The sequence below is a fragment of the Dolichospermum sp. UHCC 0260 genome, assembly GCF_009711985.1.
Lineage (GTDB): Bacteria > Cyanobacteriota > Cyanobacteriia > Cyanobacteriales > Nostocaceae > Dolichospermum > Dolichospermum lemmermannii.
Window position 1 is genome coordinate 1 of sequence record NZ_VIKZ01000040.1, and the last position, 25,157, is coordinate 25,157.

Annotated in this window: 19 protein-coding genes, 1 tRNA gene and 1 pseudogene; 16 read left to right on the forward strand and 5 right to left on the reverse strand. The window is 38.1% G+C overall.

The features are described from left to right. Positions 1-237, reverse strand: a pseudogene (locus FJR08_RS15590) (hypothetical protein); the annotation flags it as partial. 847 nt (positions 238-1,084) lie between these two features. Further along, positions 1,085-2,167: an MraY family glycosyltransferase gene (locus FJR08_RS15595; protein ID WP_168633783.1), complete on the reverse strand. Its 1,083-nt coding sequence runs from the start codon at positions 2,165-2,167 to the stop codon at positions 1,085-1,087. 163 nt (positions 2,168-2,330) lie between these two features. On the opposite strand from FJR08_RS15595, the gene groL reads away from it, so the two are divergent. Both groL and FJR08_RS15605 read left to right on the forward strand, forming a co-directional pair. Continuing rightward, a complete protein-coding gene (gene groL, locus FJR08_RS15600) occupies positions 2,331-4,004 on the forward strand; it encodes a chaperonin GroEL (RefSeq protein ID WP_015079668.1) in 1,674 nt (557 codons plus the stop codon). A gap of 299 nt (positions 4,005-4,303) precedes the next feature. Next, positions 4,304-5,236, forward strand: coding sequence for a cobalamin-binding protein (locus FJR08_RS15605; RefSeq protein WP_168633784.1), 933 nt, complete (start codon positions 4,304-4,306; stop codon positions 5,234-5,236). A 140-nt stretch (positions 5,237-5,376) separates the two neighbouring features. On the opposite strand, the gene FJR08_RS15610 is transcribed toward FJR08_RS15605, so the two are convergent. Further along, positions 5,377-6,891 (reverse strand): phenylacetate--CoA ligase family protein, encoded by a 1,515-nt coding sequence (locus tag FJR08_RS15610; protein WP_168633785.1) that lies wholly within the window; start codon positions 6,889-6,891, stop codon positions 5,377-5,379. A gap of 472 nt (positions 6,892-7,363) precedes the next feature. Between FJR08_RS15610 and FJR08_RS15615 the strand changes: the two genes are divergently transcribed. The 3 genes from FJR08_RS15615 (at position 7,364) to FJR08_RS15625 (ending at position 10,812) form a co-directional block, all read left to right on the forward strand. Continuing rightward, entirely contained in the window at positions 7,364-8,785 is a 1,422-nt protein-coding gene (locus FJR08_RS15615) for an aldehyde dehydrogenase family protein (protein WP_168633786.1), read from the forward strand. Positions 8,786-8,970: 185 nt separating this feature from the next. Next, positions 8,971-10,359, forward strand: a complete 1,389-nt coding sequence (gene hisS / locus FJR08_RS15620; protein WP_168633787.1) for a histidine--tRNA ligase — start codon at positions 8,971-8,973, stop codon at positions 10,357-10,359. Positions 10,360-10,413: 54 nt separating this feature from the next. Beyond that, positions 10,414-10,812 carry a nuclear transport factor 2 family protein gene (locus FJR08_RS15625; protein WP_168633788.1) on the forward strand — a complete coding sequence of 133 codons (399 nt, stop codon included), beginning with the start codon at positions 10,414-10,416 and terminating at the stop codon, positions 10,810-10,812. 73 nt (positions 10,813-10,885) lie between these two features. On the opposite strand, the gene FJR08_RS15630 is transcribed toward FJR08_RS15625, so the two are convergent. Together FJR08_RS15630 and FJR08_RS15635 are read right to left on the reverse strand one after the other, a co-directional pair. Further along, positions 10,886-11,215: a YnfA family protein gene (locus FJR08_RS15630; protein ID WP_323294526.1), complete on the reverse strand. Its 330-nt coding sequence runs from the start codon at positions 11,213-11,215 to the stop codon at positions 10,886-10,888. Further along, the gene (locus FJR08_RS15635; RefSeq protein ID WP_168633789.1) at positions 11,212-13,011 is read right to left on the reverse strand and encodes an aspartate kinase; all 1,800 of its coding nucleotides are present in this window, start codon (positions 13,009-13,011) and stop codon (positions 11,212-11,214) included. Before FJR08_RS15635 ends, FJR08_RS15630 begins: the two co-directional genes overlap by 4 nt. A gap of 605 nt (positions 13,012-13,616) precedes the next feature. Between FJR08_RS15635 and pstS the strand changes: the two genes are divergently transcribed. From pstS to FJR08_RS15685, 11 genes are all read left to right on the forward strand, one after another. Continuing rightward, positions 13,617-14,657, forward strand: coding sequence for a phosphate ABC transporter substrate-binding protein PstS (gene pstS / locus FJR08_RS15640; protein ID WP_168633790.1), 1,041 nt, complete (start codon positions 13,617-13,619; stop codon positions 14,655-14,657). Between the two features lie 152 nt (positions 14,658-14,809). Beyond that, positions 14,810-15,769 carry a phosphate ABC transporter permease subunit PstC gene (pstC, locus tag FJR08_RS15645; protein ID WP_168633791.1) on the forward strand — a complete coding sequence of 320 codons (960 nt, stop codon included), beginning with the start codon at positions 14,810-14,812 and terminating at the stop codon, positions 15,767-15,769. Beyond that, the gene (locus tag FJR08_RS24050; RefSeq protein ID WP_256369732.1) at positions 15,750-15,878 is read left to right on the forward strand and encodes a hypothetical protein; all 129 of its coding nucleotides are present in this window, start codon (positions 15,750-15,752) and stop codon (positions 15,876-15,878) included. The genes pstC and FJR08_RS24050 overlap by 20 nt, the downstream gene beginning before the upstream one ends. A gap of 101 nt (positions 15,879-15,979) precedes the next feature. Further along, complete coding sequence (gene pstA / locus FJR08_RS15650) at positions 15,980-16,852, forward strand: phosphate ABC transporter permease PstA (protein WP_168633792.1); 873 nt, start codon at positions 15,980-15,982, stop codon at positions 16,850-16,852. Positions 16,853-16,890: 38 nt separating this feature from the next. Then, positions 16,891-17,670, forward strand: a complete 780-nt coding sequence (gene pstB, locus FJR08_RS15655; protein ID WP_015079681.1) for a phosphate ABC transporter ATP-binding protein PstB — start codon at positions 16,891-16,893, stop codon at positions 17,668-17,670. Positions 17,671-17,752: 82 nt separating this feature from the next. Then, positions 17,753-18,349 carry a chromophore lyase CpcT/CpeT gene (locus FJR08_RS15660; RefSeq protein ID WP_168633793.1) on the forward strand — a complete coding sequence of 199 codons (597 nt, stop codon included), beginning with the start codon at positions 17,753-17,755 and terminating at the stop codon, positions 18,347-18,349. A 121-nt stretch (positions 18,350-18,470) separates the two neighbouring features. Further along, a tRNA-Cys gene (locus FJR08_RS15665) sits at positions 18,471-18,542 on the forward strand. Between the two features lie 277 nt (positions 18,543-18,819). After that, a complete protein-coding gene (locus tag FJR08_RS15670) occupies positions 18,820-19,185 on the forward strand; it encodes a CU044_2847 family protein (protein ID WP_168633794.1) in 366 nt (121 codons plus the stop codon). 5 nt (positions 19,186-19,190) lie between these two features. Continuing rightward, positions 19,191-20,975, forward strand: a complete 1,785-nt coding sequence (locus FJR08_RS15675; protein ID WP_168633795.1) for a trypsin-like peptidase domain-containing protein — start codon at positions 19,191-19,193, stop codon at positions 20,973-20,975. Between the two features lie 8 nt (positions 20,976-20,983). Further along, positions 20,984-21,952: a MoxR family ATPase gene (locus FJR08_RS15680; protein WP_168633796.1), complete on the forward strand. Its 969-nt coding sequence runs from the start codon at positions 20,984-20,986 to the stop codon at positions 21,950-21,952. A gap of 344 nt (positions 21,953-22,296) precedes the next feature. Further along, a complete protein-coding gene (locus tag FJR08_RS15685) occupies positions 22,297-24,912 on the forward strand; it encodes a formylglycine-generating enzyme family protein (protein ID WP_168633797.1) in 2,616 nt (871 codons plus the stop codon). Positions 24,913-25,157: the final 245 nt, after the last annotated feature.

A 25,157-nucleotide genomic window follows, 5' to 3' on the forward strand; every position in this document is an offset into this window, starting at 1 on the left:
GGTGCTACTGGCATAAGCCCCATTAGCACCGCCAAGGATGTTACTATCAAGAATTTCAATTTGTGGAACTTGACTAAAATCACCAGATAGCCACTGTAAACGCAGAATTTCCGCACCGCTGCGGTTGTATTGTGTACCAAACGCGGTATCGAAAACCTGCCAGAAATTATCTAAACCAGAAAAAGTGCTGAGTTGATTGTATGTCAGCGTCAGGGCAGAGTTGAGTATGGTATTCATAGATTTAATTAGTTATTGGTATTAATGATGCCCTAAGGCGATAGGAGGTGTCACAACTTGTAACACTTTTTAGTTAAAGACTATACAAGCACAAGTTTGACACAAATACTTACAAGTGTCAAACCCTATATCTATGCGACAAGTTAGAATATTTTTTTAATTGGTAGTCACCAATGTCAATACTACTATCAATTTTTAACAGCTTATATTCCCATCAAATATGCAATTGAAAGGTTAGAGTATGTTTAAAAATTCTAATTTTTTACAAACCTGCCCGGAACTTAAGTTCCGGTCTAAAAGCTAAAGTGCGTTAAAACGCACTCTAGTTAACTCAAAATCAAAAATTATCCTATTTTTGCTAAAATAGTCGGTTTTAACCGACTTTAGCTTTTAGACAGGGAATTTATTCCCTGGCTTGAATGGACTTGAATGGACTGCTAAACCCCTACACATCTAGTTTCTTTGTCATTTCGCAAAAGTTTACAGCGGTTTCCGCTCTTATGAGGTACATCTTAAGCCCCCTCATCGCTTGCGGGGAGGGGGTTGGGGGTGGGGTTCTTGTACCTCATAACATCGGGAAGTGCTGTATCCCTCTTTTGTCACTTTCCGATTTTTCCTATTAATAAAAAGTTCTCAAGAGACGCAATAACAATTGATTCAGGTGTTTGTCGTTAAAATTTCGTGGTTTAGTCATCTTGTGGAATTTCTATTCAGAAATAACTGGGCGATAGCGAAGCGCTGCTGCAAGCAGTTCGCCTACTGTATAAGAACTCTAGAATTCAGAAATGATAAAGCTTTTCGGAGAGTGACAGAACAGGGGTATAGTTGTAAAATTCCTGTTCCCTATTCACCGATTATTCAACATTCTTTGCCAAAGGGTAAACCCTAACAGCAAAATAATACCGATAGCAGTGACCAGCATCACTGGTAAACTCATACCCTGGACTTTCATAGCCAGCAAATTACAGCCTAAAGTAATTGACCAGAGGATAAAAGCCGCATTACGTTGGGATAGTCCCCAGGCTAACAAGCGATGATGGAGGTGGTCTTTACCTGGTGTACTCAAAGGATTTTTTCCTGCCATGAGCCGGCGCACAAACACTTGAGTAGTGTCAATAACTGGCAACAGCAGAAATAAAACTGTAGGTATTAGGGCATAGATTGTATTTAATTGGAGTTTACCTAAAATACTGGTTGCTGCTAAAACATAACCAAAAAAGTATGCCCCAGCATCACCCATAATGATGTGTGATGGATGAAAATTATGGCGTAAAAAGCCCAGCGCAGCCCCTCCCAAAGCTGCCAAAACCAAAGTAGCAGCAGCGCGATTATCAAACTGGGCAGAAACACCTAACAAACTGATAGCAGTAATAAAGCTGATACCACCAGCCAAACCATCCATGCCATCCATGAGGTTAACAGCATTAGTGATCCCCACCACCCACAGCACCGTTAACGCCATAGACAGGAGAGAATCAATGGGTGTACCAAAGGCAACTTGGATGCTAATCCCATTACCAACCAACAAAAGTGCAGTCGTTACTTGCGCCCATAACCGCACAGATGGAGGTAAGCCAAATTGGTCATCAATAAAGCCAACTAGAACTAAAATCGAACCACCGAGGAGAATCGTTAAAACCTGGGCTAAGACCCCTTGCAGTTCAATCGGCCGCAAGAGACTAGCCAAGACCAAAGCCGCAATAACACCCGCGTAGATTGCCAAACCTCCCGCATTAGGTAAAGGTTCTTGATTCAATCGTCGAGCGTTGGGTTGATCTGCCCAACCTACCTCTAAGGCAAATTTGCGAATTGTGGGAATTAAACGCCAGGTAACAATCAAAGCTAATAGAAACGTAAATACTACAGCTAACCAGCCGGAGCCGCTAGGGTCAGCAATGCCAAGGGATTTAAGGAAGTTGGCTAAGTTCATCTGCTCCCCATAGAATCATGAGTTTTATGGTCAAACATAAGTATCAACTGTTAATATTAATCAATTTTGGGATTTTGATTGTTAATCTAAATTGGGGAAAGGGATTAGCACTCTTGGTCAGTGAGTGCTAAATTGTCTAATGGAAGCAATAGAAAAATAAAACATGACTAAGATTATTGCATTTAATGAAGAATCACGACGGGCTTTAGAAAGAGGTATTAACGCACTGGCAGATGCAGTGAAAATAACTTTAGGTCCAAGAGGTCGTAACGTCCTATTAGAGAAAAAATTTGGTGTTCCCCAAATTGTTAACGATGGTATCACTGTTGCCAAAGAAATTGAATTAGAAGATCCTCTAGAAAATACTGGCGCTAGACTTATTCAGGAAGTAGCATCGAAAACTAAGGATGTAGCTGGCGATGGAACTACCACTGCCACAGTTTTAGCACAAGCCTTGATTAAAGAAGGGTTAAAAAATGTAGCCGCTGGGACAAATCCCATTAGCTTAAAACGGGGTATTGATAAAACCGTTGAAGCACTGGTAGCAGAAATTGCCAAAATTACTAAACCTGTAGAAGGAAGTGCAATCGCTCAAGTTGCCACAGTTTCCGCTGGTAATGATGCTGAAGTCGGACAGATGATTGCACTGGCCATGGAGAAAGTGACTAAAGACGGTGTAATTACCGTTGAAGAATCTAAATCCTTCACCACTGAACTAGAAGTAGTGGAAGGGATGCAGGTTGATAGAGGTTATATTTCTCCCTACTTTATCACCAACAATGAACGGATGACAGTAGAGTTTGAAAACTCCCGTATCCTGATTGTTGATAAGAAAATCAGCAGCATTCAAGATTTAGTCCCTATCTTGGAAAAAGTTGCTCGTTTAGGTCAACCTTTACTGATTATTGCTGAAGATGTAGACGGTGATGCTTTACAAACATTGGTTGTAAATAAAGCCCGTGGTGTATTGGCTGTAGCTGCGATTAAAGCCCCCGGTTTTGGTGAACGTCGCAAAGCTATGTTAGAAGATATTGCCATTCTCACAGATGGACAAATGATTTCTGAAGAAATTGGCTTGAGCTTAGATACAGCTACTTTGGAAATGTTGGGAACTGCTCAGAAAATCCACATTGACAAGGAAAATACCACCATTGTCGCTGGTAATACTGCTAAACCAGAAATCCAAATCCGGATTGAGCAAATTCGTAAACAATTGGCGGAAACTGATTCCGATTATGATACCGAAAAACTGCAAGAACGCATTGCTAAGTTAGCTGGTGGTATTGCCGTGATTAAAGTCGGTGCAGCTACAGAAACAGAACTGAAAGACAGAACCTTGCGGATTGAAGACGCACTCAACGCTACCAAAGCAGCGGTAGAAGAAGGTATTGTTCCTGGTGGTGGTGCAACCTTAATTTATCTATCTACCAAGGTAGATGCTATTAAAAACAGCCTCACTCCTGAAGAAAGAATTGGCGCTGATATTGTTAAAAAAGCTTTAGAAGCTCCCCTCCGGCAAATCGCGGAAAACGCTGGGGCAGAAGGTTCTGTGATTGTTGCCAGAGTTCGGGAAACTGATTTAAATATCGGTTATAACGCAGCTACAGGCGAATTTGAAGACTTAATTGCGGCTGGTATTATTGATCCCGCAAAAGTGGTTCGTTCCGCTTTACAAAATGCTTCTTCCATTGCTGGTATGGTACTAACCACCGAAGCCATTATTGCTGAAAAGCCTGAAAAACAATCCGCTGGGTCCCCTGATGGCGGCATGGGTGGTATGGGTGGTATGGGTGGTATGGGCGGTATGGGCGGCATGGGCGGCATGGGTATGTTCTAATTTGCCACTGTCCCAAATCCCAAATCCATAATTTATGAATTACCCACCCCTAACGCTTTCAGGGGTGGGTTTTTGTCATCATTTCAGTGGAGTCGCAAACGGTTCGTTAACGCTTAATTAAAATTAAGATTCTGGAATCTGGTTACTGAGCTTGTCGAAAAATCAAAAGGCTAACATCCTCAAGATAGATACCGCCTCTCTAAAAATATGTGAAAATGAGGGTAGAAACATCTGTTAAAAACAACTTAACACCATTTTCTATTTTTGACTCCTGACTCCTATTCCCAGGGGGTGAAACTATGATTGATACAAGTAACAATATAAGAATTGTCTCTTTAATTCCGAGTGCTACGGAAATCGTCGCTAAACTGGGTTTATTTGATGCTATGGTCGGGCGATCGCATGAATGTGACTATCCTCCCGAAATCACCAATCTTCCAGTTTGTACCCAAGCCCGTGTGAATGGTGACGCTAATGGCCATTCTATTCATGACGAAGCCAGCAATCTATTACAATCTGCTTTAGGTGTCTACAAAATCAAAATTGATGTTTTAGAGAAATTGCACCCTACCCACATTATCACCCAAGATCAATGTGATATCTGCGCCGTCAGTTTACCGGAAGTAGAAAAAGCAGTTGCCCAACTTACCCACAGTTCACCGCAAATAATTTCCTTACAACCGAACACACTACAGGAGCTTTGGGGTGATATTGAACGGGTTAGTCACACATTTGGAGTAGATTCAGTAGAAATACTGGAAAATTTAGAAGCCCGTGTGAGAATTTGTAAGCGAAGACTGCAAGGGCTATCCTGTGCAGAAATGCCTAAAGTCGCTTGCGTTGAATGGACTGATCCTTTGATGACCGCTACAAATTGGGTTCCTGAATTAATCAACTTAGCAGGAGGAAAACCATTATTTAGCTTGATGGATAAACCTGTTACTCATGTCAAATGGGAAACATTAGTAGATAGTAACCCAGATGTGATTATTTTCATGCCCTGTGGCTTTGATTTACAACAGACTCAGCAAGAAGCTCAAGTATTAACTCAACGTCCAGAATGGAAAAAACTCCATGCAGTCCAATCAGGGAGAGTCTTTGTGACTGATGGCAATGCTTATTTTAACCGTCCTGGTCCGCGGTTGGTAGATTCTTTAGAAATTCTCGCAGAAATATTGCATCCAGATATCTTTGATTATGGTTATCAAGGTACTGGTTGGCAACTTTTATAAGCAGTATGCAAATAACCTGATTGTAGGTAAGAGTTTTATTAAATTTTGGCCGTTGCGTTATTATTAATTATGTTTCGCGCAGAGGCGCAAAGAAGCAAAGGCGCAAAGTTTGAGATTTTGATTTCTTACCTATTTTTTGACTATTTACGCATATTATTCCGGGTATATCTGTGTTTGACACCTATAGGAAAATATTCAATATCACCAATGGGTTTTAATTCTACCAATGGAGTTTGATATTGTCGGGGAACATAGTTAGCAAACTCACTATTGAGACGCAATAATTGAGCAAGAATAGCAGCAGTTATAGATAATCTTTTCTCCTCTTTATCCTCTATTCCTGGTGCTAACTCTACTACTACAGATAAAAAGCGGTTTTTGTCTAAATCCTCTTTTACCTGTAAAACAAATTTACCTGTTACCCATTCTCTAATGATTGGTTGTTCTAATCCTACCGTCACATTTTCTGGATAGATATTTGCGCCAAAATAGGAAACCGTAAAATTAGAACGTCCGAAGATATAAACAAAAGGTAATTGATGAATTCCGCGATGATTTTCTAATTCTGTAATGGGATTAAAACCCCATGCTGCTAAAAATTCTAGCATTTGGGCATAAGTAATTAAGCCACCTTGATCAAGAATACTATATCTGATTAAAGGTACACCATTATCACCAGAAAATAGTAAATTTCCATCTTCCACTTCAAAAAACCGACTGTTAGGATCATATTGGACTAAAGTAGGTAAACGCGACTCCCCAAATAATGCTTTCGCTGCTTGAGGTGTGACTGCTAAAAACCGCCGAATACAAATACTAAGAGGGGTTTCATTGCCTAAAACTCCCGCGTCTGCTGTTCCATACATAGAAGCAAAATCATCACAGGGATTTTCAGAACCTATTCTTTGGGCTACTAAATTGCGCCATTCTTCACTAAATACTTCTCCTGCCATGACTAACTTAATATGATATTGTCCCCATTCGATATTATTGGCAATACCCGTATCAATGACATCTTTTAAAAATGGTGGATATCCTAATAACACAACTTGCTCAAAGTTACCACCTAATTCCTGGACAATTCGCAAAATTTCCGGTTTATTATTCCCTGGAGTAATGACGGTAATCGCATAACCCTTAGCGGCTAAATGACGACAACAATTAGTAGTAAACATTCCCCCTACCCAAGTTCCCAGAGCAAAACAAACTACTGCTAAAGTAGTTTTAGTATCTGCATGAAAACTATCATGAAAGATTTGCTCAAAGCGGGTGGCTATTTGTAATTCATCAGTGATGAAACGCGGCCAAAATGTGGGTTTACCTGTTGAGCCAGAGGAAGCTGCGATCATATCACAGCCTCCTATCTTTCCATTATTACACAATTGGGGCAAAGAATAATAGGAAATATAATTTTCTTTATTAACTTTTGGTAAGTTTTGGAAATCTGCTAATGTTTGAATATCTTGAGGATTTATGCCTCGTTCTGCTAAAAATGCCTGGTAAGCGGGTACACTAGCAGCTACATCTTGAAATAATGCGATCGCTCTTTCTCGACTGTCAATGTGAAGATGCTGTTCTAGTTTCTCTGCTAAGGGAGTAGATATAAAATCTTCTAATCCCAGAATTGCCCGTTGTGTTGGTATTTGTGGTTTCATAAAGCTTGTGTGTTAACAAAAATCTGATCGCTCTTTGTCAGTATTTTATCTATAAATGCAATTTTTTAGCTTAACCGACAGAAGCGCCACGCCTGACCCTAAGGGCATTAAAATCTGTAGTAGCAAAGATGGCACAATTAGAATGTGACCAGTTCCCAAATAAAATTCCTCTTTTTGAACTAAAAATACTGTAAAAACGTGTTAGAAAATTTATACTGTTTATTGTATTTCTTCCTTTCCGCCTTTGCGCCTACCCTTAGGGATCTCTAAGAGGATGTTTGAAAAGTTTTTAATGTATCAATAAACCCCTCTCCAAACCTCTCCCCGACGCGGGGAGAGGCTTTGAAACCCCCATTCCCTTGTAGGGAAGGGGGGAAGGGGGGTTAGGTTTCGGAGATTGTTGGTTTCATCTAATACTTTTCAAACAACCTCTAAGAGAGATTGCGAGAGATAACATTTAAATTAATCACAAATGAGTAAACCAATAGAAGTCCGCAACCCCCGCACAGGTAAATTTGATTATGTCATCGTTCCTCCACCACCAAAATTACTTTCCCAGCAATGTCACCGTTTGCGAAGAGGACAAATTATCTGGCAAAAATTAGGAGTTGAAGGCAGAATTACTGCTTTAAAAGCCTGGAAAAAAGCAATATTATCAGACCGAACACAATTAACAGAAGCTTTAGTTAGTGATACGGGAAGATTATCAACATCAGTGACAGAAGTAGATTCATTTATTGCTAATATTGATAAATGGTGTAATTTAGCTCCACAATTACTACAAGGGACAGCTAAAAATACATCTATTCCGTTTATTGCTTTACAACAAACGGCTGTTCCTTATCCTCTGGTTGGCATAATTAGTCCTTGGAATTTTCCCCTATTGTTATCTACAATTGATACAATTCCAGCTTTATTAGCGGGTTGTGCAGTCATAGTTAAACCCAGTGAAATCACTCCCCGTTTTGTTGCTCCTTTAATGACAACTCTGAATACAATTCCGCAATTACGTGATGTTTTAAATTTTGTCGAAGGAGCAGGACAAACAGGAGCAGATTTAGTCGAAGATGTAGATTTAATTTGTTTTACAGGTAGTGTAGAAACTGGGCGGTTAGTGGCAGAAGCAGCAGCCCAAAAATTCATTCCTGCTTGCTTAGAATTAGGTGGCAAAGACCCAGCTATTGTTTTAGAATCAGCAGATTTAGACTTAGCAACTTCAGCAATTTTGTGGGGTTCTGTTGTGAATTCTGGACAGTCATGTTTATCAATTGAAAGAATTTATGTTGCTGAATCTATTTTTGAACAATTTTATCATCAATTAGTCACTAAATCCCATAAATTGAAATTGGCATACCCAACTATTGAAAGTGGTGAAATTGGTCCGATTATTTGTGAAAAACAAGCAGCTATTATTAATGATCATCTGCTAGATGCAGTTTCTAAAGGAGCAGTAATTCACTGTGGTGGTAAAGTAGAAGAATTAGGTGGAGGTTGGTGGTGTCGTCCCACGGTTATGACTGAAGTTGACCATTCCATGAAAGTAATGACTGAAGAAACATTTGGTCCAATTATGCCGGTTATGTCTTTTGCTAATATAGAAGAAGCGATAAATTTAGCTAATGATTCTATTTATGGATTAAGTGCTGCTATATTTTCTGAATCAGAAGAGTTAGCATTAGAAATTGGTATGCAAATAGATGTAGGTGCTATTAGTATTAATGATGCAGGGTTAACAGCTATGATGCAAGAAGGAGAAAAAAACGCCTTTAAATTTTCTGGTTTGGGAGGTTCACGCATGGGTAAAGCTGCCTTTAAACGCTTTATGCGAAAAAAAGCCTTTTTGATTAAAACTAACATTGATAAAGACCCTTGGTGGTTTAATAATGAAGATTAGGGATATGGAAACTGGGAACTGAATAAAAGTTTTCCCAATTACCAATTACCAAATTATCAAAGATCAAGTGAATTTTGGCACAATTATTAATCATGTTGAGTATTTCCTTATTTACCTGTTATGTGCTGTAAATAAAAGATAAGATAATAGTCTGTGGTTAATTTCCCATTTATTAAGGTAAAAACATGACTAAAAGTGATAAAATTAACTTTTCTACTCCGAGCGGATTTCCTGAATTTCTGCCTAGTGAAAAGCGTCTTGAAGTATATTTACTAGATATTATTCGCAAAGTTTTTGAAAGTTATGGTTTTACACCCATTGAAACTCCAGCAGTGGAAAGGTTAGAAGTCCTGCAAGCTAAAGGTAATCAAGGTGACAATATTATCTATGGCATTGAGCCAATTTTACCACCAAATCGCCAAGCAGAAAAGGATAAATCTGGAGAAACAGGTTCAGAAGCAAGAGCTTTGAAATTTGATCAAACTGTTCCTTTTGCTGCTTATATTGCTCGTCACTTAAATGAATTAACTTTTCCTTTTGCTCGTTATCAAATGGATATGGTATTTCGGGGTGAACGGGCAAAAGATGGACGATTTCGACAGTTTCGGCAATGTGATATAGATGTAGTTGCTCGTGGTAAACTGAGTTTACTTTATGATGCCCAAATGCCCGCAATTATCACGGAAATATTTGAAAAGATTAATATTGGTGATTTTGTTATTCGCATTAATAACCGCAAAATCCTGACAGGATTTTTCCAATCAGTAGGAGTTGCTGAAAACCAAATTAAAACCTGCATTAGTATTATTGATAATTTGGAAAAAATTGGCGAAGCTAAAGTTAAACAAGAGTTAGAGACAGAAGGTATTTCCTCAGAACAAACGGAAAAAATTATTGAGTTTGTGAAAATTGATGGTAGTATTGATGATGTTTTAGATAAACTCAAACACCTGGCTGAGAATTTGCCAGAAGCAGAACAATTTAATTTAGGAGTAACTGAATTAGAAACTGTCATTAATGGAGTTAGAAATTTAGGAGTTGCTGATAAACGTTTCTGTATTGATTTATCTATTGCTCGTGGTTTAAATTACTATACTGGAACAGTTTATGAAACTACCTTATTAGGTCATGCAGCTTTGGGGAGTATTTGTTCTGGTGGTAGATATGAAGAATTAGTGGGAACATTTATCGGTGAAAAAATGCCTGGTGTGGGTATTTCTATTGGTTTAACTCGGTTAATTAGCAGGTTGTTAAAAGCGGGTATTCTCAATACTTTATCTGCAACTCCTACTCAAGTGGTAGTAGTGAATATGCAAGAGGATTTAATGCCTGTTTATTTACAAGTATCTCAACAGTTACGTCAAGGGGGAATTAATGTTGTGACTAACTTTGAAAAACGCCCTTTAGGTAAACAATTTCAAGCCGCAGATAAACAGGGTATTAGATTTTGTGTAATTATTGGTGCGGAAGAAGCAGCAGCACAAAAATCATCATTGAAAGATTTACAAAGTGGTGAACAAATAGAAGTAGCTTTGGCAGATTTACCAGAAGAAGTTAAACGCAGACTGGCATAATTTTGATTACCACACTGTTAGCGTGGTAAATTATGAACAATCAGGAATAAATAGATGACGACAGAATCAGAAAACACTTTAAGAATTGCTCAACAAGCATTTGTCTATTTTACACAAGGCTTAGAAACTGGTAATTGGCAAGCATTTTTAGATATGCTAACGGATGATTTTACCTTTTGGTTTCCTATGGGAAAATTTCACGGGTTAAATATAGGTAAAGAACGAGCAAAGGAGTTTTTTGAATATGTTTCTGAAGCTTTCCAAGCAGGAATTAAGATTACTTCTTTAGACAATATTACTAGCAATGAAAAAACCGTGATTTTTGAATTTCGGGATGAAGGTAACTTATTTGGCAATCCTTATAAAAATCGGGTTGCAGTTGCTTTTGATATTCGAGACAATCAAGTTTGTGCTTATCGAGAATACTTTGGTAGTGATGGTAAATCTTATTAACAAGAAATACAACAGTACAGAATCATAAAATTCATTAATTCATCCGCGTTTATCTGCGTTTATCTGCGTTCGTTTATCTATGTGAACCAAATAAAATAATCACTGTTCCCACAAGCGAAATTATCACACCTGATAAATCCCATCTATTTGGTTTTACTCCTTCAACTAACCACAACCAGAGTAATGATGAAAGGATATAAATTCCTCCATAAGCAGCATAAACTCTACCAGCATTATCGGCATCTACTTTAGTTAGGGAAATAGCAAAGATAATCAAAGCAAAAATTCCGGGAATAATCCAAAAGATGCTTTTTCCTAATCTTAACCATGGCCAAAAACTGTAGCACCCGGAAATTTCTCCGAATGCTGCAATTAAAAGAAAAATCAGACTGGATATGTTCACACTGGAACTACAAATTTTTCACTTCCAGCCAAATCAAAAGCTGAGTGAATAACTTGCAAAGCTTTCACCCCTTCATCTTCTCCCACAACACAACTAATTTTAATTTCTGAAGTAGCAATCATTTGAATATTGATGTGATTTTTGGCTAAAGCTGTAAACATTTTGGCAGCAGTACCTGGTTGTCCCACCATCCCAGAACCAACTATACTCACCTTAGCGATCGCCTGATCTAATACTACTTCACCCCAATCAAACTCCGCTGCAACTTGCTGTAATTTCTGTTGGGCATTTTCTGCGTCCATTCTCGCTACAGTAAAGGCAATATCTCGACGGGGAACACCATCTACTATTCGACACCGTTGAGATTGAATAATCATATCCACACTGATATTATATTCTGCCAAAAATCCAAACAATTTGGCGGCCATACCCGGACGATTTGGTACTTGCCGAATCGCAATTCGCGCTTGATTCATATCCAACGCGACACCACGCACAGCAGGGGTATTAGCACTAGGAGAAGCTAAAGCAGTAGAGGAAGAATTAATTTCAAAGGTGTGACAGAGGGCAGCTATAGCGCGATCGCAATCTACCGCATCAACAACACAACTCACCTTAACTTCACTGGTAGAAATCATCTGAATATTTACACCAGCATCAGCCAAAGTTTTAAACATCTGCGCTGCTACCCCCGGACGACCAATCATTCCCGCGCCCACAATACTCACTTTAGCAGTATCTTTCTCTACCATCACTTCCGCTTCATCTGAAGTATGCTGATTTTTAAATATCGGTGCTATAGCTAATGATACTGCTTCTGCCCGTTTTAATATTGATGAATTTACTGTAAAAGCAATGTCGTTAGTATTACCTTCATGAATAGACTGAATAATTAAATCAACATCAACATTTTGCTGGGAAATTTCCCCAAATAACTGGGCTGCTACCCCTGGTCTATCAGGAACACGCAATAAAGCCACCTTTGCCTGTTGAATATCAAACTCTACAGCATCCACAGGTCGAGCTAATTCTAAATTCACTAACGCCCGATCTTGCCTTGGAGGCGTTGTTACCCAAGTTCCGGGCTGATCTGCCCAACTTGACCGTACCACCAGGGGAACGCCATAATTGCGGGCAATTTCCACAGCCCTGGGATGTAATACCTTCGCCCCTAAACTAGCCAATTCTAGCATTTCATCACTAGTGATTTCTGTCAATAATTGGGCTTCGGGAACAAGGCGCGGATCTGTAGTTAAAATTCCGGGGACATCTGTATAAATTTCACAAAAGTCTGCACCGATAGCGGCGGCGATCGCCACTGCGGAAGTGTCAGAACCACCACGTCCCAAAGTAGTAATTTCTAATTCTTCTGTACTGCTAATTCCTTGAAACCCGGCAACCACAACCACTTTGCCGCCATTAATTTGCCGCATTAAGCGTTCAGTTTCAATATGTAAAATCCGAGCGCGAGAGTGTTCTGCTTCGGTAACAATGCCCACCTGAGCGCCAGTCATCGAAATTGCTGGTTGACCAATTTCCTGCAATGCCATACTTAGTAAAGCAATAGTAACTTGCTCTCCCGTAGAAAGCAGCATATCCATTTCCCGACGACTAGGAGTTTTAGAGATATCATGAGCTAGTTTCACTAACCCATCAGTAGTTTTACCCATCGCTGAAACCACTACTACTACAGAGTTTCCAGCTTTGACCGTTTTTTTAACTCTAGTCGCCACAGCTTGAATCCGTTCAACTGAACCAACTGATGTACCACCGTATTTTTGAACTATGAGCGCCATAAAATTCTCTTTAATCACTTGTTTTGCCACAGTCAAGGTTGTCACGACTATGAAAAACCCTGAAAGTGCCAGTTTAGATTACCAAAAAAAATACATCCGTTAGCAATCTTGGACTCTGATTTTAATCACAAATTAACCATTTACATGAATTATCTTAACCAATTTATCACCTTTTTTGTTTATTGTGGTTAGGGATAAAAAAGTATTGTTATGCAAATAAATAAATACTAATCCGCTCAAACATGGCAAATAATACCACGTATTCCTAGCAGACTGTTTATTTACATAACACTGCTAGGATATTTTATAGAATTAGGAGTCAGGAGTTCAGGAGGAAGGAGAAAGAAGAATAGTTTTCACCAATTACCAATTACCAATTACCAATTACCAATCACCAATTACCAATTACCAATTACCAATTACCTGTTCCCTGTTCCCTCTCTCAACGAGTGAATTTAATTTTGTCCGACTACTTAAAATTAAATGTTTAAATTGAATTTAAACTGAGATTGTTCGTTTCTTAATCTTCTCTTAACTATTTAGTATCAAATTAATACCAGGATGTAATTCCCTAAGTAAGTATTTCTAAAAACTTAAGAGGCAGTATGGCTTTTTTATCCACCATTTTGAATCGTGTTGTTGCCACTTCAGTCATAACCGGGGCTGTTGCATTGAGTCCAATGTTGAGTGCGATCGCTCAAGCTGAAACTTTAAACGGTGCTGGAGCAACCTTTCCCGCTCCTTTGTACGAACGTTATGCTCGTGAAGTTAAGAAAAAATACCCCGACTTGAAAGTTAACTACCAAGCCATTGGTAGTGGTGGTGGTATTCGTCAAACCATTGCGGGAACAGTTGACTTTGGTGGTAGTGACGCAGCGATGAAAGATGATGAAATCGCTAAAGTTAAGAATGGTGTGATCTTAGTACCCACTGCTGGTGGTGCCGTTTCCGTTGTTTATAATTTACCTGGTGTCAGCAAACTGAGATTATCTCGTGCTACATTACCAGCAATTTTCTCTGGACAAATTAAAAACTGGGATGACGCGAAAATTAAAGCGGATAACCCCGGTGCAAATCTACCAAATAGTCCAATTAAATTTGTAGTTCGCGCTGATGGTAGTGGTACAACATTTATTTTCACCAACCATTTAAGTGCTATTAATGGTTATTTCAAAGGCAGAATTGGAGCTAACACCGCTCCCAAATGGATATTACCCAACGTTCTCAAAGGTAAAGGTAATCCTGGAGTAGCAGCTTTAGTGAGAAGCACCCCTGGATCTATTGGTTATGTTGAATATGACTACGCTACTAAAAACAAACTAAATTCAGCGGAAGTCCAAAATAAGAAAGGTGAGTTTGTCGCTCCTTCTTTAGCATCTGCTAACTCAGCTTTATCCAATGTAGCTTTTCCTAGTAACTACCGCGTTTTTATCGGAGATCCCAGTCAAGGTTATCCTATCGTTGGTTTGACATGGATGATGGTTTATCAGAAGTATTCTAATCCTGCAAAAGCTGAAGCTGTGAAGAAATGGATTAACTGGGTACTCAAAGACGGTCAACAGTATAATGATGACCTCAACTACACTAAAATTCCTAGTGATGTTGTGAACCGTGTTCTCCAAACAGTAAATAGCACCGTTAAGTAATTTTTACGTAAGCATTCAGCCGTCATCTAGACTGTTACGTAGCTAAATTTGATCATCCTAATTTGGTGGGGGTAATTCATGAATTACCCCTACGGGCTGATTGGTGAACGCTTATATCTAATGTACCAGATTTCATAAACTTTTTATTGATCATGGCTAATTTAAGTGATGGAGATATTGATTTAACATCCACTGGTGGCGTTAATTTCTGGTTTGATAAGGGATTTACATGGCTAGTGTATATTTTCTCTGGTATTACTGTAGCTATCCTCTTTCTCATGACCTGGGTGATTTATAAAGAAGCACAACCAGCTATTGATAAATTTGGATTGGGCTTTTTATGGGGACAAGATTGGGATACAGGGAATCAAATTTTTGGGGCATTACCTTACATCTATGGAACTTTGGTCAGCAGTGCGATCGCTGTTTTACTAACTATACCCGTAGGCATATCCATAGCCTTAGTCACAAGTGAAGACTTTTTACCAAATCCGGTCAAAACTACCATAGCCTTTGTCATCGAATTAATTGCCGCTATCCCCAGTGTAATTATTGGTTTATGGGGAATTTTCATCTTTATTCCTTTCATCGTCCCCATAGAAAAATGGTTAAGTAGTGTCCTTGGGTTTATACCACTATTTAATACACAAGACCCTGCCGGCAACAATATGTTGACAGCAGGTATTGTTCTCGCCATTATGACCTTACCCGCAATGGCAGCTATTTCTCGTGATGTTTTAATGGTTATCCCTAAAGAGTTACGTAGCTCATCTATGGCTTTAGGAGGAACTCGTTGGGAAACAATTTTTCGAGTTTTATTACCAGCAGCATTTTCTGGGATAGTCAGTGCAACAATGCTATCTCTAGGTAGGGCTTTAGGAGAAACAATGGCTGTAACAATGCTAATTGGTAACTCCGCCCAAATTAGTATATCTCTTTTAGATCCAGCATATAATATCCCCGCAGTTTTAGCCAATGAATTTGCCGAAGCCGAACCGGGCTTACATATTGGGGCATTAAGTTATTTAGGTCTAATTTTATTTGCCTTAACTCTAGCTATAAATATTGCGGCTGTATTAGTAGTGGAGTGGGTTGCTAAAAAGAATAGATAACAGGAATCAAGGAGTCAGGAGTCACCGAGTCAGGAGTCAGGAGGAAGGAAGAAGGAAGAAGGAAGAAGGAAGAAGGAAGAAGGAGGAAGAAAGAATCAGGAAGGAGTAAAAGTTTCTTATCGTCTGGCTTTTTTGGTAAATTTTATTCCTCATTCCCGTTCATAGCTTTACAGACAATTCAAAATCTAAAATCCAAAATCCAAAATTAACATGAGCGCTTATCCAAATTCAGAAATAGATCAGTCCACAGCGGATGAATTGTATCAGCCATTATCCAGAGGTAGGCAATTATTTACATACGCAATGAATGGGATTGCCTTTGGTTTGAGTGTTTTAGCACTGTTGCCACTATCATCCATACTGTGGGAAATCATGTCACGGGGGCTTTCTGGTTTCAAGCTAGAGATGTTATTTCATCCATTAATTGAAAATGGGTTTGCTAATGCTATTCTTGGTACTATACTTATGGTAAGTATCGGTGCATTACTCAGTATTCCTGTCGGGGTAATTACAGGAATTTTCTTAGCAGAATTTAGTCAAACCAGCCCACTTACGCGGTATGTGCGGTTTATTACTAGCATTCTGACAGGTGTTCCTTCCATTATTGTTGGGATATTCGCTTACGGTGTAATTGTTTTATTAACTAAGGGATTTAGCGCCATTGCCGGTGGTTTTGCCTTAGCTGTAATCATGCTACCAATGATAGTATTGACAACAGAAGAGGCTTTAAAGCTCATTCCTGTTCCCCAACGTCTTGCATCCGCAGCCTTAGGAGGAACTCGTTTTCAAACTACCTTTCGTGTTATTGTTAGTTCGGCTATCCCAGGGATTACTACCGGTATTTCCCTAGCTATCGCTCGAGCTTCTGGCGAAACAGCGCCACTAATTTTTACCGCTTTATTTAGTCAAAATTGGTCTGATGGTTTATTAAGTCCTACTGCTTCCTTACCAGTATTGATTTTTAACCTTTATAACAATCCTGATCCAGCCGTAAATCAATTAGTATGGACAACCTCCATCATTCTCCTAACTTTAGTTTTGTTTTTCAGCGTGCTATCTCGCGTAATTGCTAAGAAAAGATAAGGTCAACTAAAAAATTTTCTTTCGTACTTTAGTCAATCATGAGTAACTTAACTACTGCCATCCAAGTCAAGAATCTTAGCTTTTATTATGGAAACTATAAAGCTATTGAAGGAATATCATTAGATATCTATAAAAATCAAGTTACTGCATTAATTGGTCCTAGTGGTTGTGGTAAATCTACATTTATTAAAACCATTAATCGGATTAGTGAATTAGAAGGAAAAGTCAAAGTCGAAGGTCAGATAGAATTTTTTGGTCAGAACATCTACGATCCTAAGATTAATATCAATCGTCTGCGTCGAGAAATTGGCATGGTATTCCAAAAACCCAATCCTTTTCCCATGAGCATTTATGAAAATGTGGCTTATGGTGTGAGAATTGCTGGTAAATCTCCAAAAGTAGTATTAGATGAAATTGTCGAATCTGCCCTGAAAGGTGCGGCTTTGTGGGATGAAGTCAAAGATAAACTTCATCAGTCTGCTACAGGTCTTTCTGGTGGACAACAACAACGTCTCTGTATCGCTAGGGCTTTGGCTGTTAAACCCAAGGTTTTACTAATGGATGAACCCTGTTCAGCCCTTGATCCGATCGCTACAATGAAAGTAGAAGAATTAATTCACAAATTGCGAACAGAATTCACGATTGTGATTGTTACTCATAATATGCAGCAAGCAACTCGCGTTTCTGATTTTACTGCTTTTTTCAGCACCGATGAAAGCCGCATTGGTCAAATGGTGGAATTCGGGGAGACTGGTCAAATCTTTCGGAATCCGCTAGATACTCGCACCCATGACTATGTGTCTGGACGATTTGGTTAAGTACATACAATAGAAAAGTGTAGACTGAGGGTAATCAGGATTTAAAATTAATTGCATTCCTATTCCCAAATCCGAAATTGGTATGACTCATTCTACAGATATTGTCACCTTAGCTCGTTGGATGGCGGCTGATTTCAGCAATCAAGCCCAGGTTTTTGAGAATCCGGCTTTTTTTGCCCATATTCGTGTATGTATGCGTCCCCTGGATTGGGGGGTATTATCAGGGGTGAGTTTGTTCGTGGAACAAGCTTATGATTATATGCTGAATAAGCCCTATCGGGTGCGGGTGTTACATCTGACGACGGTGGGGGATAAAATCCATATTGAAAACTATACTGTCAAAGATGAAAAAGACTTTTATGGTGCTTCCCGTGATTTACCAAGATTGCAGACTTTAACGAGCGATCGCTTGGAAAGACTCTGTGGTTGTAACATGATTGTAGAGTGGACTGGGAACAAATTCCAAGGCACAGTCGAACCAGGAAAAGGCTGCATTGTCATCCGTGACGGGCAAAGAACCTATTTAGATAGTGATTTTGAACTTGATGGTCAACAGTTCATCAGCCGCGACAGAGGGCGAAATCCTGACACCGATGAGCATATCTGGGGGTCTGTTGCTGGTCCATTTTACTTTGCGCGCTGGGCGAATTTTGCTGAAGAAGTGAAGTTAAATCCCTAAGATCCATTGGAGGACAGGCTTTTTGTCTGTCCAGTTAAGTAAAAACATGAATCTTCAAAAAAATTTCTCCTAGATGGTGCAAATTGGGAAAAATGGTGCTACTATTAGTAATTGTGGGCGCGGCGACATAGCCAAGTGGTAAGGCAGAGGTCTGCAAAACCTCCATCCCCCGGTTCAAATCCGGGTGTCGCCTTTGAGAAAACAGCTAAAACTAATATTTTAGATAGTCAGATAAGGGACGGGTTTAATACTCGTCCCTAATTTTTTTGGGATACTTTTGGGGTAAATTCGGCTAGTTTGGGATAACTGCAAAGTGTAATTATCCTGGAGTTATCCCTAAAAAAACTGATATGTAACTTACAATACACTAATTTACAAACTATTGCTAGTGCAGTTCTTTACTTTTCAAATATGCTGGTAATGTCGTATATTTGATATTGCATAGCCTAATTAACACTAATTTCAATAATATGGCAGAAAAAGTATTAGTTCCCTTCACCTTAGATGGTGGAACTATTTTAGTGGAAGTTGAAGCACCAGAAAAACCAAAAGAAGGAGGACGAGAGAGGGTTTCAAAGAATCATTCTGAAATCGTTTCTGACAAAGTTACAGAAGCAAAACAAACTTTTGCAGAAGCTATCCAGCAGATTAAACCAGTAGTTACGACTATTGCAGATCAATTCAAAGATTTGGATACTAAAGAAATGGAAGTAAAGTTTGGTGTGAAATTGTCTACTCAAGCAGGAGTGATTTTAACTTCTGTAGGTGGAGAAGTAAACTTTGAAATTACTGTGAAGTGGAGTAAGGAACAGAGTTCAAAACAACAGAGTTCATAGGTTCTATGTTACAGGAAAGTCAAGATAAGAGGTTTGAAAGTGCGATCGCTCGCATTTACTATAAAGATACCGAACAAGTTATTGGTGCTGGTTTTTTGGTAACTCAGCAGCATCTTCTGACCTGCGCTCATGTAGTTATGGATGCTTTAGGTATTAAGGAAGAAAAAGAATTACTAAATGAAGTTATCGAACTTGACTTTCCTTTTATTGCTCCTGGAACAATAATAAAAGCTAAGGTTGTATTTTGGCGTGGTTTAACAGGTAAAAAAGGAGAAGATATTGCTGGACTTGAATTACAAGATACTCCACCAAATTCCGCAAATCCCGTTCAACTAATTTCTACATTAGATTTGCAAAACCATAATTTTGAAATTTTTGGCTTTCCTGATGATTACGAAAAAGATGGTCGTTGGTCATTTGGTCAGATAACCAAAGAAAATACTCTTGGCTTAGTACAAATGCACACGCAAAATGGTTTTTTAGTTCAACCAGGATATAGTGGTTCTGGGGTGTGGGATACATCCTTACAAGCAGTAGTCGGAATGGTAGTCAGTAAAGATAATAGAGAAGATGCTAAAGCAGTATTTATGACTCCTACAACTCTGCTGCTTGAATCTTGGAGTTTTTTAAATCTGATTAATATTTTAAATGCTAATCTGGATACAGCTACTATTCAAACAGCTTATAAAGCCTGTTATTCATGGGGAAATCTACCAATCACAGTAGCAGATATTGTTAAAAATTTGTATGATCTGGATAAAAATTTAGATGGTAAAATAAAACAATTTAATCATAACGACAATACAGCACAATTTATCAAATATTTAATTACTAATTCTCAGATTCGTCAAACAAAGTTAGAAGATTTAAAAAAATGGGGAAGTGATAATATAGACAATTTTGATAACCTGATTAAAAATGTTAACCAACAATATCAAAATACTGATACTAAACAGGAATCATACATATTAATTAAAATAGAACCATTGACAACAAAATCAAGATCAAAAATCCCAAAATTTAAAATTAGTGGTGGTGTTATTCCTAATATTCAAAATTATATAAAACACCAAACAGGGTTTGAGTCAATTAAATTTTCTGATTCTCCTGATGATAGCTTTACACTCAAAGAAATTGAAAAAAACCTTTTTCTTTCATTATTCCAAAAAATTCCTTGTAAGTTAGAAAAGGATAAAAAATTTGTATTTTTTCTACCCCCACAATACCTTAATCATCCTGTTGAAACATGGGAAATTGATGATTTTGGAGATAGAATTCCTGTACGTCAGAGATATCCGGTGATGGTTCGTGACGTTACACGCTTAAACACAAACTATCTAAATGTTAAACAAAGCAATTGGATTGATAAATGGCAGCAATTAGAAAATATTACCTGCAATGATTTTCAAAAGCTACATGAATATAATGAAACAAGATTTTCTGTATTAATGAAGCAAGCAATTGGTGTTATACTAAATATTTTTGATGAGAATAAAAAAAATGATGCTGATAAAATTATTAAGATTTTTAGTTCATTGAAGAGTAATGTTGTTCCTATCGCTATCTGTCACAGAGATAAAATTACTTTAGAGCAACAAGAATATGAAATCAGAGCAAATAATGAGTTAAATTGCTATATTCATACATTACCTAATCATGTTCTGGAACAATATGAAAAATTCTTGCTTAATGACAACGACAATCAATATCTATTCGTAAATAATGTTTTTATCATTTACGAAAACCCTCACATTTTACCATTTAAAGCTGAAGCAATCATTATTAACTAGGTATTCTTATGACAGACTGGAAAATATTTAAAGGTAACAATACACAAGATACAAACTGGACTCTTCCAGAACCTCCCAGTTGGCGAGATTTTAATAATAGTGAAAGCGACCCCAAAAAAAGACGCGCAGAAACATTTCAAGCACGTTCAGAAGAAATAGACTTAGTAAATGCGGCTTTATATTTACGACGACCTTTATTAGTAACAGGTAAACCAGGAACAGGTAAAACTTCTTTAGCCTATGCTGTAGCTTATGAACTAGGATTAGGAGAAGTATTACATTGGCCAATTACCACCCGCACCACGCTAAAAGATGGACTTTATAATTATGATGCCATAGGACGTTTACAAGATGCTAAAGATAAAGATAAAGACAAAGACAACTTAGCAGAAATTGGTAAATATATTAATTTAAGTTCACTGGGAACAGCTTTACTACCATCTGACAAACCCAGAGTTTTATTAATTGATGAAATTGATAAAAGTGACATTGATTTACCTAATGATTTACTACATATTTTTGAAGAGGGAGAATTTGAAATACCAGAACTAAGGCGCATAGCTGATAAACTAGATCGGGTAGAAGTACAGACAGCATATAAAGATCAAAAAGCCACTATTGAAAAAGGTAGAATTCGCTGTACATCCTTTCCTTTTGTGATTTTAACCAGTAATGGTGAACGAGATTTTCCTCCTCCCTTTTTAAGACGTTGTATCAGATTAAATATTCAAGAACCAGATAAAACAGAATTAGAACGAATAGTTAAAGCACATCTACAGTTAGATGATGAACTATCTGAAAAAGCGGATAATTTAATTGAGCAATTTCTCAAAAAACGTCAAAATGGGGAATTAGCAACAGATCAACTTCTTAACGCTGTTTACTTAGTTACTAGAGAAAATTCACCAACAGGGACAACTAAAGATGATTTGATTGAGAAAATATTAAAGTATTTAGATAGTTCCGAGGATTCATGATTAAGAAGTAAATAATTGTAGGTTGGGTTAAACGAAGTGAAACCCAACATTAAGAGGTTGTTTGAAAAGTATTATATGAAACCCATAATCTCCAAAAACCTAACCCCCCTCCCCCCCCTTCCCTACAAGGGAAGGGGGGTTTTAAAGCCTCTCCCCTGGTAGGGGAGAGGTTTGGAGAGGGGTCTGTTTACACATTAAAAACTTTTAAAACATCCTCTAAGGGGAGATAGTGAAGTTTGGTGTTGGGTTTCGTTCCATTGCTTCGCAACGCTGACGCGAACAACCCAACCTACAGATGATTTGATTGAGAAAATATTAAAGTATTTAGATAGTTCCGAGGATTCATGATGAACAGGTTGATTAAACTTCTACAACACCTAGAACTGGACATGAGTGCAGAGGAAATTGCTGATGCTATTTGGTTAGCAAACCAGATCAAATTACCATTAGCAATTACATCTGTTGATGAAGTTACTCAACCAAATCAAATTTCTCAAACTGAGATTTCTAAATTACCTCAACGAGAAAGTTATCAAAATTTAGATGCTTCGGATGATTCTACAGTAGAAAACATTCAAGAAACTACAGCTAAAGCTTATACAAGAAATGCTGTGGATTCTATTTCTCAATCTAATTATACTGAAAAATCAACCTCTGAAAAATCAAAACCTGCATCATCAGGAGTACCTTTTAAATCTCCTGCTGTTGCTGCTTTACCTAATGCTTTAGAAATTGGTAGGTCACTCCGTCCATTGATGCGGAAAGTTCCATCTCGGATAAAATTTGTTTTAGATAAAGAAAATACAGCCCAACAAATAGCGGAAAATGATGTTTGGATACCAGTTTTAAAACCTGCGCGAGAACGTTGGTTAGATTTGGTGATAGTTGTTGAAGAAAATCGCGCTACTGTAGTTTGGGAAGAAACTATCAATGAGTTTCGCAAATTAATGGAAAGACATGGAGCTTTTAGAAATGTTTATACTTGGAATTTATGCACAAATGATGGTAAACCGCAATTTTTTCACCAGCAGAGAAAAGCTACAAAAAAACAACGTTCCCGCAGTCCCAAAGAACTATTAGAACCTAATGGTAGACGTTTAATATTATTAATTAGTGATTGTATTTCCTCTTTATGGTGGGAAGGAGAAATAGATAATTTATTAGAATTATGGTCTAAACAAGTCTCGGTAACAATTCTGCAATTATTACCGGAACAATTATGGGAACGCACTGTTTTAGATTTGGGTATTTCCGTTTCTTTAAGTGCGATTGAACCAGGTTTACTCAATTCTAAATTGACTATTCATGATTTCCCTTTCTGGTTAGAAGAAAAACCCAATCAAGCGCTAAAGTTACCTATTGTGATTTTAGAACCTGAATCTTTAGAATATTGGGCAAAAGTGATTGCAGGTACAGGTAATATTGACACAGTGGGTATTTTATTTATGCCTAACTGGAAAGAGTTAAAACCCACAGATAAATTATCCAGTTCACAAACAACAAAAGATCCAGAATTATTAGTTAATAACTTTTATCGTAGTGCTTCACCTTTAGCGAGAAGATTAGCAAATTTGATGTCTTCTGCACCTGTAAGTATACCTGTAATTCATCTGATTCAAGAAAAAATGTTGCCACCACCAAGAAAGCCAATTATTTTGGCGGAAATTTTTATGAGTGGTTTGTTAGAACCTAAGTTAATTAGTAAAGAAAATCAGCCAGAAAAGTGGCAATATGATTTTGTTGAGGGAGTGCGAGAAGTTTTATGGCGTTCTGTAAGATTAACAGAAATTGAAGCCATGTTCAAAGCTGTTTCTGAATATATATGTCAGAAAGCTGGTATATCAATTAGAAGTTTTCCTGCATTGCTATTTCCTAATTCTGATTTGGATGAAAAGACAAAAGCAGAAATTTTCCCCTTTGCTGAGATTAATCAACAAGTATTGCGTCAGTTAGGGGGAGATTATGCTAAGTTAGCAGAACAGTTAAACCCAGTAGGGGTAATTCACGAATTACCTCTACCAGAAATCAAAACCTTTGAATTTGAATCTGCTATCATCACAGAAAATGAGACATCTATTAATCTAGAACCTTTTAACTTTACATTTGCCAAGATTGAATTTAAAAAATCAGGGTGGCTTAGACAAAAAACAGAATTAAATATTAACAAGCAAAAAAAACAAGCCCAGCATTTTATAGAAGACTTAGGTAATGGTATTCAACTAGAAATGGTAGCAATTCCCGGTGGTAGTTTTATGATGGGTTCACCAAAAAATGAGCCAGGACGCAGGGAAACTGAGAGTCACCAGCATCAAGTTACAGTACCACCGTTTTTATTGGGTAAATATCCTGTTACCCAAGCACAATGGCAAGCAGTAGCCGCTTTACCTCAAGTCAACCAAGAACTAAAACCAAACCCATCTAGGTTTGAAGGAGCAAATCGCCCTGTAGAATGGGTTTCTTGGCATGATGCGGTGGAGTTTTGTAACCGACTATCAAATCATACTCAAAGACCCTATAGACTGCCCAGTGAAGCAGAATGGGAATATGCCTGTCGTGCCGGAACTACCACACCATTTCATTTTGGTGAGACGATTACCACAGATTTAGCTAATTATAATGGTAACTATATTTATGGTGATGGAGTTAAAGGAATTTGGGAAGAAGAAACAACAGAAGTAGGAAGTTTTAAAATAGCCAATGAATTTGGATTATATGATATGCACGGTAATGTATGGGAATGGTGTCAAGATGATTTGCATAATAATTATGAAGATGCGCCTACAGATGGAAGCGCGTTGATAAGTAATAAAGCTAAAATTAACAAGCTGCTGCGCGGTGGTTCGTGGGACAACGCTCCTGGGAATTGCCGTTCTGCTTGTCGCTACGACAACAACCTCGACAACGACAACAACGATATTGGTTTTCGGGTTGTGTGTAGTGGTGCGGCGAGGACTCTTTAGCCCTTTGCACTCTTGCGCTTTTGCGCTTTGCTCTTTCTTCTCTTTACCCCTACGAGCGTAGCGAGACGATTTTTTTTGTCAGAATCAGGATAACCAGGATTTAAGGATTTACAGGATGGGTTGGTCGTTTTGTTTATAGGTTTTCTGATACTGATTTTTATTGATTGTTTTATTAATGTATTCCCTGGAAATATCATTGTCTGAATCAGGATGTCCAGGATTTAAGGATGTACAGGATGGTTTGA

Bases quoted from the DNA above. Each gene is read 5' to 3' on its own strand.
- FJR08_RS15595 (WP_168633783.1), bottom strand. From the start codon at position 2,167: ATGAACTTAGCCAACTTCCTTAAATCCCTTGGCATTGCTGACCCTAGC.
- groL (WP_015079668.1), top strand. From the start codon at position 2,331: ATGACTAAGATTATTGCATTTAATGAAGAATCACGACGGGCTTTAGAA.
- FJR08_RS15605 (WP_168633784.1), top strand. From the start codon at position 4,304: ATGATTGATACAAGTAACAATATAAGAATTGTCTCTTTAATTCCGAGT.
- FJR08_RS15610 (WP_168633785.1), bottom strand. From the start codon at position 6,891: ATGAAACCACAAATACCAACACAACGGGCAATTCTGGGATTAGAAGAT.
- FJR08_RS15615 (WP_168633786.1), top strand. From the start codon at position 7,364: ATGAGTAAACCAATAGAAGTCCGCAACCCCCGCACAGGTAAATTTGAT.
- hisS (WP_168633787.1), top strand. From the start codon at position 8,971: ATGACTAAAAGTGATAAAATTAACTTTTCTACTCCGAGCGGATTTCCT.
- FJR08_RS15625 (WP_168633788.1), top strand. From the start codon at position 10,414: ATGACGACAGAATCAGAAAACACTTTAAGAATTGCTCAACAAGCATTT.
- FJR08_RS15635 (WP_168633789.1), bottom strand. From the start codon at position 13,011: ATGGCGCTCATAGTTCAAAAATACGGTGGTACATCAGTTGGTTCAGTT.
- pstS (WP_168633790.1), top strand. From the start codon at position 13,617: ATGGCTTTTTTATCCACCATTTTGAATCGTGTTGTTGCCACTTCAGTC.
- pstC (WP_168633791.1), top strand. From the start codon at position 14,810: ATGGCTAATTTAAGTGATGGAGATATTGATTTAACATCCACTGGTGGC.
- pstA (WP_168633792.1), top strand. From the start codon at position 15,980: ATGAGCGCTTATCCAAATTCAGAAATAGATCAGTCCACAGCGGATGAA.
- pstB (WP_015079681.1), top strand. From the start codon at position 16,891: ATGAGTAACTTAACTACTGCCATCCAAGTCAAGAATCTTAGCTTTTAT.
- FJR08_RS15660 (WP_168633793.1), top strand. From the start codon at position 17,753: ATGACTCATTCTACAGATATTGTCACCTTAGCTCGTTGGATGGCGGCT.
- FJR08_RS15670 (WP_168633794.1), top strand. From the start codon at position 18,820: ATGGCAGAAAAAGTATTAGTTCCCTTCACCTTAGATGGTGGAACTATT.
- FJR08_RS15675 (WP_168633795.1), top strand. From the start codon at position 19,191: ATGTTACAGGAAAGTCAAGATAAGAGGTTTGAAAGTGCGATCGCTCGC.
- FJR08_RS15680 (WP_168633796.1), top strand. From the start codon at position 20,984: ATGACAGACTGGAAAATATTTAAAGGTAACAATACACAAGATACAAAC.
- FJR08_RS15685 (WP_168633797.1), top strand. From the start codon at position 22,297: ATGATGAACAGGTTGATTAAACTTCTACAACACCTAGAACTGGACATG.